This is a genomic window from Pseudonocardia sp. ICBG1293, from assembly GCF_020131355.1.
Classification (GTDB): domain Bacteria; phylum Actinomycetota; class Actinomycetes; order Mycobacteriales; family Pseudonocardiaceae; genus Pseudonocardia.
The window spans coordinates 1-11,035 of record NZ_JAHLEL010000077.1; the positions used below are offsets into that span (position 1 = coordinate 1).

Here is an 11,035-nt window from a genome sequence, read left to right on the forward strand (position 1 = left end):
GGATCGCTCCGGATGAATTAGACATCCCGGCGCACGTATTTACGAGGGCGGACACCCGAGAGCGAAGTTGCGCGCTATGTTCGAGAGCGTGGTGACGCTCTCGACGGTCATAGTAGATACGTGTACGTCTGCAGTAGCTTCAACGAGGAGCATCCTCCAGCGCGCAGCTAGTGGTTGAAAAAGAGTCGCCGCGGATCACATCCTTGATCCGCGGCGACTCTTTGTCTATCTCGGATTCCTGGGGAACGGTGAGGGGCAGAGTGCACCACTAATGGAGTAACGATTCCCCAAACTCTGTCTGAGAGAGGAAGTAACAGTAGAGGATGCCCGGCACGAGCCCTCGAGCCGGGACGGCTACTAGCTGTTCCTGAGTGCTGTCGTCGATACGGCGGTAGGGAGACAGGGCGGACCCCCGGGTGGGGGTCCGCCCTGTTTTTGTGTGTGAGCGGGTTTTGCTTGGAGGTTCTTTCGGCCCTGTCCGTCATCTGGGCGTAGCCAGACCTGGGGTCTCCCAGAATGCAAGGGTGGGGTGTCCCTTGCATTCTGGGAGACCCCAGGTATCCGTTGTGGCAGATGTCGGACAGGGCCGAAAGAACCGGGGCTTCCTGTCCGGAGTCTGCCGGGGTTCGGGGCGGCGAGCGCCCGACCCCCGGAGGGATTCCGCCGAAGGCGGAACAAAAAGCGAAGGTCAAAGGCAGACGCTCGCCGCTGGGCAGGCTCCGGACAGGAGGACAAACCCGGCTGAATAGGCGAGGGCTAATGCACGGTTCCTCACCCCAGGATCGGGGTTGGGGGCCTCCTGCCCATCACCTGCCCAAGGGATACCAGGGCTTAGTGAGGGGGCAACCCGAACCTCATGGGTTGCCCCCTCACTAAGCCCTGGTCTGGCTGCGCCCAGGTGACGGACAGGAGGCCCCCAACCCCTAGGGGTGCGCCCTCCGGGCGCACCCCACACGGAGCGACCTCACGGTCACTCCAACAGGGCATTGCGAGCCAAGAGGGGTTTGTGTACGGTGTGAAACCACATGGAAATAGCATTGAAACCCCATGGCTAGTGCCATGGGTGGAAAACAGGGGTTTAGGGCGGTGGGGGAGGGGGTTGACCTGCGGTTATAGGGGTGGGCCTTCCCGCCGCCGCCGCGCGACACCTCGGTCCCTCTGCTTCGCGACGAGGAACTGAGGTGTCGCGCGGCGGCGGCGGGAAGGCAAGTCGAAAAGACCAAAGACAAGATCAAAAACAAGATCAACAGACAGGGGGTTGGCAAGGGAGTGTGGCTAAGAGGGGCGTGCGGTGCGCAGGTGGAGCGACCAAAAAAAGAAAAAAAGAGCGGGGGAACACAGGGAAATGGCTACGCAGAGAGCACAGCAAAGAAAGGCACACGAAGAGCACAGGGCAGGGAGGGCAAAGCCCAATCGGATAAAGCAGAAACAAAACAGAAGAAAACAGGAAGAACCCATGCAGGGGCAGTGAGTAAAACATGAGCCAGACAAGGAGCCAGACAATGCCAGAAGAAGCACGGCCGAAACGAGCGAAGCGAAGCGACGCAGGAACAGTCCGAAGGACAGCCAGAGATGCTGAACTCATGGAGTGGATGGCGCACATGTACGGCATCCCCATGGACCTCCTCCAACACCACCTGAATATTACAGAGGAACGAGCCAGGCAGGTTGTGCGGCGCTGGGAGCAGGCGGCTTGGGTCAAACGTGACTACGTCGACGCTGGTTCGGCGTGGGTGTGGCCAACCAAAGCAACAACGGATCAATTCCTGGGATGGAATGCGCGGGAGTGGAAGCCCCGTCCGACTACAGCGGCCCATACCCGAGCAGTGGCGGCGGTACGAGCGCACCGCACAGGGTTTGCTCTGGATCGATGGGAGTCGGAGCGCAGCCTGTGGCATGAGCACGGGTGGCGCCTCAAGGATGAGGAATATCCACATATGCCAGATGGGGTAGAAATTCTAGAGAACGGTGCTCGGGTTTTGATCGAGGTCGAGCTGACAGCTAAGACCCGAACTCGATACCTCTCTAAAGAAAGAGCATTTGGAGGTGGCGTGAATTTGCACGATGGTTTAATTCCGGAGATTCAGAGGCGAGCAAGAGACTTGGATTGCTCAAGTATTGCCTATTGGTGTTCTCCGGCAGCCTTGCGGACGGTGAGGGAGGTGATGAATGAGTTCACGCTTCGAGTAAACAGCCAAAAGGACGACAAGTATCGGCGTATTTATGTCCGGAGCTTGGAGGAGGAGATTCCAAGATGGCAACCGAAGGGTTGGGTTCGGCGTCTAAAGGTAGATGGCGCGTGATGGAGTGGCCGATATGGGCTCAGGGGAGTATCGCCGGAATATTGCTTGCGGCGATAGTTGCGGCTGGGGTGGTGTTGCTGCCGGCGATCATCCTGGGTGCTGGGATCGTTGCGGGTGCGTCGTTGAAGGGGTGGCATCCGTCCCGGTTGCGAAACGTGTTCTTCCTCGTGCTCGGGGCGAGCGTGATCGCGGCGTGGTGGGTCGATGATTGGTTCGCGCCAGTCACGACGATGCGCACAGCTATTGAGCAGGCGTGGGCCGGGATGTGGCTACACGGATTCGTGAATGCAACGGGTGGGACGTTGCTGCTGTCCTGTCTTGGTGCGTGGGTGTGGTGGCACCGCTATACGCGGCGGATGCGGTCAGGGAAGGAAGGAGTGAAGGGTGAACGCCATGTGTATCGGCAGCAGAAGCGCCAAGAGTGGAATGCCCGTCTGCGGGCGAAGCATGAGATCACACCACTGTCGAGAGGGCAGAGAGTGATTCTGGGTCACAAGTATGAGGATGTGTATCCGCATCCGGAGTTACTGGGGCAAGCGATCGGGAAGCGGAACGCCCCGTACTTCGCAGTTCCGGTGGAGCGGATCAAACGGCACATGGCGTGTGTGGGGTCGACTGGTTCAGGGAAGTCGACGACGTTGATCCGGCTCAGTTGCGGATGGACGGAAGCCGCGTGGGCCACGTACCGGGAGTCGAGCCAGGTAGGAACTGGCTCGCATTCACGGGACGTGTACACCACGCGGCCGCTGACCATCTTCGTTGACTGCAAGGGAGGCCGCCAGGGCGGGGACCAGGCGGTGGAGTGGGCCGAGGAGATGGAGGCCCTGGGCTTGCAGCCGAACCGGGTTGGGATCTTCCCGTTCATCGACCGGCTCAACATGTGGCGGCTCCCCCCACGGCAGCTCCAGGCGTCCCTACACGCCCTGGCGAAGACCGAGCACCGCTTCTACGACGTCCTCCAACGGGGGCTCCTGCATCTGCTCATTGACTCGCCAAAGGGACCTCCGATGGACTCGGTGGACCTCCTGAAACGGCTGACCAAGAAGTGGCTGACTGAGACGTGGGAGAAGTACCCCGTCGAGTCCGCGGCGGTGCGGGCGCTGACGACGTCGTCGGGTGCGGGGCCGTCGCCGTTGGCGGCGGACTTGATGCTGTTCTCGGAGTTGTTCCGGGCTTTGGGGGATGACTTCGATGCCGGGCGGCCGTTGTCGGACTTCGATGCGCTGTATGTGCTGGTGCCGGGTTCTATCGACAGGGTTGTGGCGGAGGCGAAGGCGGCGGTGCTGCTGGAGCTGCTGATGTATGAGTTGTCGCAGCAGCCAAGGCAGACGTTGTTCATCGTGGACGAGTTCTCCGCGATCACGGGGAAGCTCACCGGGAGTCTGACGAACCTGGTGGAGCGAATCCGGGGGATGGGCGGTGCCTGCATCCCATCGGCCCAGTCCTATTACGGATTCGGGGACACCGAGGACGAACGACAGCGACTGTTCTCGGCGATGGGCGGGGGAATGCTTATCGGCCGGACTGAGGCGGCGGAGCCCCTAGCTAAGCGGTTCGGGTCCCGCAAGATCGGTGAAGCTGGGTTGCAGTTATCGGAGTCAGAGTTTACAGGGACGGGGAGTCTTCGGCGGCAGGATGCGTATCTGTTGGACCCGAACCGGGTGCGACAGCTACCGGACAGGCACTGGATTCACGCGACTTCGGAGAAGGTTACCTACGGGGTAGTGAAGCCCGTGGACAAGACGAGGCGGCTTCCGAGCAAGGTCATCACCGGTTCAGCAAAGCGGAACCTGCTGGTGGCCGGGCATGCGAAGCAACCGGTTGCCCTACTCAAGGCCCGGACGAAGACCCTGGAGGAGCAGATTCCGGGGTGGAAGAAATGACCACCTTGTCCCGGGAGGCGGCTGCGCAGCGCCTCAAAGTATCACCTGCGGCCAGTCCACAAGACCTACACTCTGCCTACCGGAAAGCAGCCAGAGCCCACCACCCGGATATCGGAGGCTCGAAGGAGGAGTTCCAAAACATCTGCGATGCCTACACCTATCTTCTCGCTGAAGCATGGGTGGACACCCCGGAAGAGTCACGGCCAGACCCGGCACGGGGATTCGGACCGGTGGTGTGGGTCCGGAGCAAATTCACCTTCCTAGCCATCGTTCTCGGGATGGTGGAAGCGGCGGTGCTGATCCTGATCCCGATCTTCATCGGAGTCGCGTTCTACTCAGCGGTCGTAACTCTGGTCGCGACCGCACTGACCATCCGCCTAGACTACCTGGCGATAGGTCGACCACTGAGTAAAAAGACCACCGCAGAAGGAGCAGAGAGCGACCAAGGTTGGGATACCGGACCGATCCCCACCATGACGGCTGAGCGGATGGAGAGGTTCGAGCGGGACGGCTACTAGTAGTTCTCGGCAAGGTAGGGCGGGCCTCGGTAGGGGCCCGCCCTACCTTTGTGTGTCGAGAACGCTAACTATTGCGATGGGGGCTTCCGGTGAGCGGTCATCGGGCCTTGAGCGGCACGGCGGGCTGGGTGGATCTGGCGGCGGAAGCGGCGGCCGCGGTGGGGTCGGGGTCGGCGTTCGGTGCAGGGCTCGCCCTTGACCGCGGAGCAGGTGGGGCAGTAGGCGGTCCCGATCTCCCACGGGACTCGCATGCCTCGGTCGATACCCACGGGGACAGACCCTAGAGCCCGAGCTGGCGGTGGCAAGACCCGGCGCGACACGCCGACGACCTGGGCAAACACACAGATGCCCCCGCCGGAGCGGGGGCATCTGGTTCACTGTGAGCTGAACACAACACAAATGAATGGTCAGGATAGCGGCCAGACGCTCCCGGGCACCAGCGACACGCTCGTCACGCTCCCAGATGCATCGAGAACTGGGTCATCAAACGTCCCGGCCCAGGGTCCGGTCCCTCAGAAGGTAAAAACCTGCAGCTGGACCAGATCAGCAGCAGCCGTTGCTCCACAGGATGGAGCGGAACACGGCAGGCCCAGGCTGACCCCCGCAGAGGGGGTGCGCATCGGACGTGTTCAACGCAGTAGCCGATGCGACAGACTGACTGGACATCCCGCCCTGGGGCATCAGTAACGCGGTGCCCGGGACACGCGACCGAAGCAACCGACCGACGGCAGACAAGCCGCGACCGTTCGATCCGAGTCTCCCCCCTACCCGGTCAACCTTGCGCATCCGCGCGCCGTTGACCGGGTAGGGGGGGGGCTCCCTTCGCTGCCCTCCCTCTGGCAGGCAGGACAAGCAAACTGCTCTAGCAGGCAGTAGAGAAGCCCCCGACCCCGGCAAAAGCCGGTTGCTTCCAGGGGCGTGGTGTACAACCTCGTCGCTGGACAGCGGCGAGGCGTCGGGATGTGACCGCGTGATGACGACCACGACTGCGCTCACCGCCTAGATCGACCCACGAAAGCTCACGAGGCGGCCATCTTCATCCACCACGTCAGCGGACATGACCGATCGTCGCGGCGGGCAGATCACCGACCACTACGCCAGACCCGACCACCACCGACCGACCGCTTGTCCCGAGCGAACCAAATGGGGGGCAACTCCATAGGCATTCTGGAATCTGACTTCTGAGACTTTGCGCACCGGGAACAATTCACCCACTTTCCAGAGAGCCCTAGCTGCCCAGCCCTCGATTGTCTAAGGTGAATTGAAGTAGTCAAGCTGAACAGGAGAGGTAGCTTGTCCCCGAGACCAATCGTCCGCCGCGCCGTGGTTATCGCCGCTGCCGTAGCTATCGCGCTGGGCGTTGCAGCACCAGCGGCATCCGCCGTGGAGTCCCCGAAGTCAAACGATCCGACAGGAGAGGCTCTGGCGCCAAAAGGAAGTGCCGGTTCGAGTTGCGACACATATGTAACGCGTAACCCGACCACAGGGGACGCGACTGTCGTCGCAGACTCTTGTTCGTCTGATCCAGTTCTCAGAGACGCCGCGAAGAATGAGATGGAGAAGCAGCGAAACTACGCGCTTCCGCGGATTCCGGTCCTAGTTGAATTGTGGTCACTTCCTGACTATAAGGGAGCTGTCCGCCATATCTACGGCAAGGACGGACCCTGTGACGCGCTGGGATACTCACTTCGGAGCCTCAGTAAGGTCAACAACGGGATGAGTGGAATCCGATCCTATATTGCAGAAAACGGCTGCACTGCTCAGAGAATATATACTAACCCAAGCTTTCAAGGAAACCGGAAGCCGATGTTTGGCACTCACCACAACTGGGTCGGAGGATGGCATGACGGCGCCGTCAGGTCTATGAAACTGTGGAGGCACTACTGATTGACACATGAATGAACAACACAGCGGGGAGTTAGTCGACGGACCCGCCGCCGAGGTAGTTATCGCATTCAAGGGGATCGCTCCGGATGAATTAGACATCCCGGCGCACGTATTTACCGAGGGCGGACACCCCGAGAGCGAAGTTGCGCGCTATGTTCGAGAGCGTGGTGACGCTCTCGACGGTCATAGTAGATACGTGTACGTCTGCAGTAGCTTCAACGAGGAGCATCCTCCAGCGCGCAGCTAGTGGTTGAAAAAGAGTCGCCGCGGATCACATCCTTGATCCGCGGCGACTCTTTGTCTATCTCGGATTCCTGGGGAACGGTGAGGGGCAGAGTGCACCACTAATGGAGTAACGATTCCCCAAACTCTGTCTGAGAGAGGAAGTAACAGTAGAGGATGCCCGGCACGAGCCCTCGAGCCGGGACGGCTACTAGCTGTTCCTGAGTGCTGTCGTCGATACGGCGGTAGGGAGACAGGGCGGACCCCCGGGTGGGGGTCCGCCCTGTTTTTGTGTGTGAGCGGGTTTTGCTTGGAGGTTCTTTCGGCCCTGTCCGTCATCTGGGCGTAGCCAGACCTGGGGTCTCCCAGAATGCAAGGGTGGGGTGTCCCTTGCATTCTGGGAGACCCCAGGTATCCGTTGTGGCAGATGTCGGACAGGGCCGAAAGAACCGGGGCTTCCTGTCCGGAGTCTGCCGGGGTTCGGGGCGGCGAGCGCCCGACCCCCGGAGGGATTCCGCCGAAGGCGGAACAAAAAGCGAAGGTCAAAGGCAGACGCTCGCCGCTGGGCAGGCTCCGGACAGGAGGACAAACCCGGCTGAATAGGCGAGGGCTAATGCACGGTTCCTCACCCCAGGATCGGGGTTGGGGGCCTCCTGCCCATCACCTGCCCAAGGGATACCAGGGCTTAGTGAGGGGGCAACCCGAACCTCATGGGTTGCCCCCTCACTAAGCCCTGGTCTGGCTGCGCCCAGGTGACGGACAGGAGGCCCCCAACCCCTAGGGGTGCGCCCTCCGGGCGCACCCCACACGGAGCGACCTCACGGTCACTCCAACAGGGCATTGCGAGCCAAGAGGGGTTTGTGTACGGTGTGAAACCACATGGAAATAGCATTGAAACCCCATGGCTAGTGCCATGGGTGGAAAACAGGGGTTTAGGGCGGTGGGGGAGGGGGTTGACCTGCGGTTATAGGGGTGGGCCTTCCCGCCGCCGCCGCGCGACACCTCGGTCCCTCTGCTTCGCGACGAGGAACTGAGGTGTCGCGCGGCGGCGGCGGGAAGGCAAGTCGAAAAGACCAAAGACAAGATCAAAAACAAGATCAACAGACAGGGGGTTGGCAAGGGAGTGTGGCTAAGAGGGGCGTGCGGTGCGCAGGTGGAGCGACCAAAAAAAGAAAAAAAGAGCGGGGGAACACAGGGAAATGGCTACGCAGAGAGCACAGCAAAGAAAGGCACACGAAGAGCACAGGGCAGGGAGGGCAAAGCCCAATCGGATAAAGCAGAAACAAAACAGAAGAAAACAGGAAGAACCCATGCAGGGGCAGTGAGTAAAACATGAGCCAGACAAGGAGCCAGACAATGCCAGAAGAAGCACGGCCGAAACGAGCGAAGCGAAGCGACGCAGGAACAGTCCGAAGGACAGCCAGAGATGCTGAACTCATGGAGTGGATGGCGCACATGTACGGCATCCCCATGGACCTCCTCCAACACCACCTGAATATTACAGAGGAACGAGCCAGGCAGGTTGTGCGGCGCTGGGAGCAGGCGGCTTGGGTCAAACGTGACTACGTCGACGCTGGTTCGGCGTGGGTGTGGCCAACCAAAGCAACAACGGATCAATTCCTGGGATGGAATGCGCGGGAGTGGAAGCCCCGTCCGACTACAGCGGCCCATACCCGAGCAGTGGCGGCGGTACGAGCGCACCGCACAGGGTTTGCTCTGGATCGATGGGAGTCGGAGCGCAGCCTGTGGCATGAGCACGGGTGGCGCCTCAAGGATGAGGAATATCCACATATGCCAGATGGGGTAGAAATTCTAGAGAACGGTGCTCGGGTTTTGATCGAGGTCGAGCTGACAGCTAAGACCCGAACTCGATACCTCTCTAAAGAAAGAGCATTTGGAGGTGGCGTGAATTTGCACGATGGTTTAATTCCGGAGATTCAGAGGCGAGCAAGAGACTTGGATTGCTCAAGTATTGCCTATTGGTGTTCTCCGGCAGCCTTGCGGACGGTGAGGGAGGTGATGAATGAGTTCACGCTTCGAGTAAACAGCCAAAAGGACGACAAGTATCGGCGTATTTATGTCCGGAGCTTGGAGGAGGAGATTCCAAGATGGCAACCGAAGGGTTGGGTTCGGCGTCTAAAGGTAGATGGCGCGTGATGGAGTGGCCGATATGGGCTCAGGGGAGTATCGCCGGAATATTGCTTGCGGCGATAGTTGCGGCTGGGGTGGTGTTGCTGCCGGCGATCATCCTGGGTGCTGGGATCGTTGCGGGTGCGTCGTTGAAGGGGTGGCATCCGTCCCGGTTGCGAAACGTGTTCTTCCTCGTGCTCGGGGCGAGCGTGATCGCGGCGTGGTGGGTCGATGATTGGTTCGCGCCAGTCACGACGATGCGCACAGCTATTGAGCAGGCGTGGGCCGGGATGTGGCTACACGGATTCGTGAATGCAACGGGTGGGACGTTGCTGCTGTCCTGTCTTGGTGCGTGGGTGTGGTGGCACCGCTATACGCGGCGGATGCGGTCAGGGAAGGAAGGAGTGAAGGGTGAACGCCATGTGTATCGGCAGCAGAAGCGCCAAGAGTGGAATGCCCGTCTGCGGGCGAAGCATGAGATCACACCACTGTCGAGAGGGCAGAGAGTGATTCTGGGTCACAAGTATGAGGATGTGTATCCGCATCCGGAGTTACTGGGGCAAGCGATCGGGAAGCGGAACGCCCCGTACTTCGCAGTTCCGGTGGAGCGGATCAAACGGCACATGGCGTGTGTGGGGTCGACTGGTTCAGGGAAGTCGACGACGTTGATCCGGCTCAGTTGCGGATGGACGGAAGCCGCGTGGGCCACGTACCGGGAGTCGAGCCAGGTAGGAACTGGCTCGCATTCACGGGACGTGTACACCACGCGGCCGCTGACCATCTTCGTTGACTGCAAGGGAGGCCGCCAGGGCGGGGACCAGGCGGTGGAGTGGGCCGAGGAGATGGAGGCCCTGGGCTTGCAGCCGAACCGGGTTGGGATCTTCCCGTTCATCGACCGGCTCAACATGTGGCGGCTCCCCCCACGGCAGCTCCAGGCGTCCCTACACGCCCTGGCGAAGACCGAGCACCGCTTCTACGACGTCCTCCAACGGGGGCTCCTGCATCTGCTCATTGACTCGCCAAAGGGACCTCCGATGGACTCGGTGGACCTCCTGAAACGGCTGACCAAGAAGTGGCTGACTGAGACGTGGGAGAAGTACCCCGTCGAGTCCGCGGCGGTGCGGGCGCTGACGACGTCGCGTCGGGTGCGGGGCCGTCGCCGTTGGCGGCGGACTTGATGCTGTTCTCGGAGTTGTTCCGGGCTTTGGGGGATGACTTCGATGCCGGGCGGCCGTTGTCGGACTTCGATGCGCTGTATGTGCTGGTGCCGGGTTCTATCGACAGGGTTGTGGCGGAGGCGAAGGCGGCGGTGCTGCTGGAGCTGCTGATGTATGAGTTGTCGCAGCAGCCAAGGCAGACGTTGTTCATCGTGGACGAGTTCTCCGCGATCACGGGGAAGCTCACCGGGAGTCTGACGAACCTGGTGGAGCGAATCCGGGGGATGGGCGGTGCCTGCATCCCATCGGCCCAGTCCTATTACGGATTCGGGGACACCGAGGACGAACGACAGCGACTGTTCTCGGCGATGGGCGGGGAATGCTTATCGGCCGGACTGAGGCGGCGGAGCCCCTAGCTAAGCGGTTCGGGTCCCGCAAGATCGGTGAAGCTGGGTTTGCAGTTATCGGAGTCAGAGTTTACAGGGACGGGGAGTCTTCGGCGGCAGGATGCGTATCTGTTGGACCCGAACCGGGTGCGACAGCTACCGGACAGGCACTGGATTCACGCGACTTCGGAGAAGGTTACCTACGGGGTAGTGAAGCCCGTGGACAAGACGAGGCGGCTTCCGAGCAAGGTCATCACGGTTCAGCAAAGCGGAACCTGCTGGTGGCCGGGCATGCGAAGCAACCGGTTGCCCTACTCAAGGCCCGGACGAAGACCCTGGAGGAGCAGATTCCGGGGTGGAAGAAATGACCACCTTGTCCCGGGAGGCGGCTGCGCAGCGCCTCAAAGTATCACCTGCGGCCAGTCCACAAGACTACACTCTGCCTACCGAAAGCAGCCAGAGCCCACCACCCGGATATCGGAGGCTCGAAGGAGGAGTTCCAAAACATCTGCGATGCCTACACCTATCTTCTCGCTGAAGCATGGGTGG

4 protein-coding genes are annotated in these 11,035 nt (G+C 60.9%); all 4 read left to right on the top strand.

The annotated features are described in order from the left end of the window. The first annotated feature begins 2,299 nt into the window (after positions 1–2,299). The 4 genes from KPF47_RS36420 (at position 2,300) to KPF47_RS36435 (ending at position 10,516) form a co-directional block, all read left to right on the top strand. Positions 2,300–4,186: a TraG/TraD/VirD4 family protein gene (locus tag KPF47_RS36420; RefSeq protein WP_224392934.1), complete on the top strand. Its 1,887-nt coding sequence runs from the start codon at positions 2,300–2,302 to the stop codon at positions 4,184–4,186. Continuing rightward, a complete protein-coding gene (locus KPF47_RS36425; protein WP_224392935.1) occupies positions 4,183–4,704 on the top strand; it encodes a J domain-containing protein in 522 nt (173 codons plus the stop codon). The genes KPF47_RS36420 and KPF47_RS36425 overlap by 4 nt, the downstream gene beginning before the upstream one ends. Positions 4,705–8,966: 4,262 nt before the next feature. After that, entirely contained in the window at positions 8,967–10,121 is a 1,155-nt protein-coding gene (locus tag KPF47_RS36430) for a hypothetical protein (protein ID WP_224392936.1), read from the top strand. Beyond that, positions 10,121–10,516, top strand: coding sequence for a type IV secretory system conjugative DNA transfer family protein (locus tag KPF47_RS36435; protein ID WP_224392937.1), 396 nt, complete (start codon positions 10,121–10,123; stop codon positions 10,514–10,516). Before KPF47_RS36430 ends, KPF47_RS36435 begins: the two co-directional genes overlap by 1 nt. Positions 10,517–11,035: the final 519 nt, after the last annotated feature.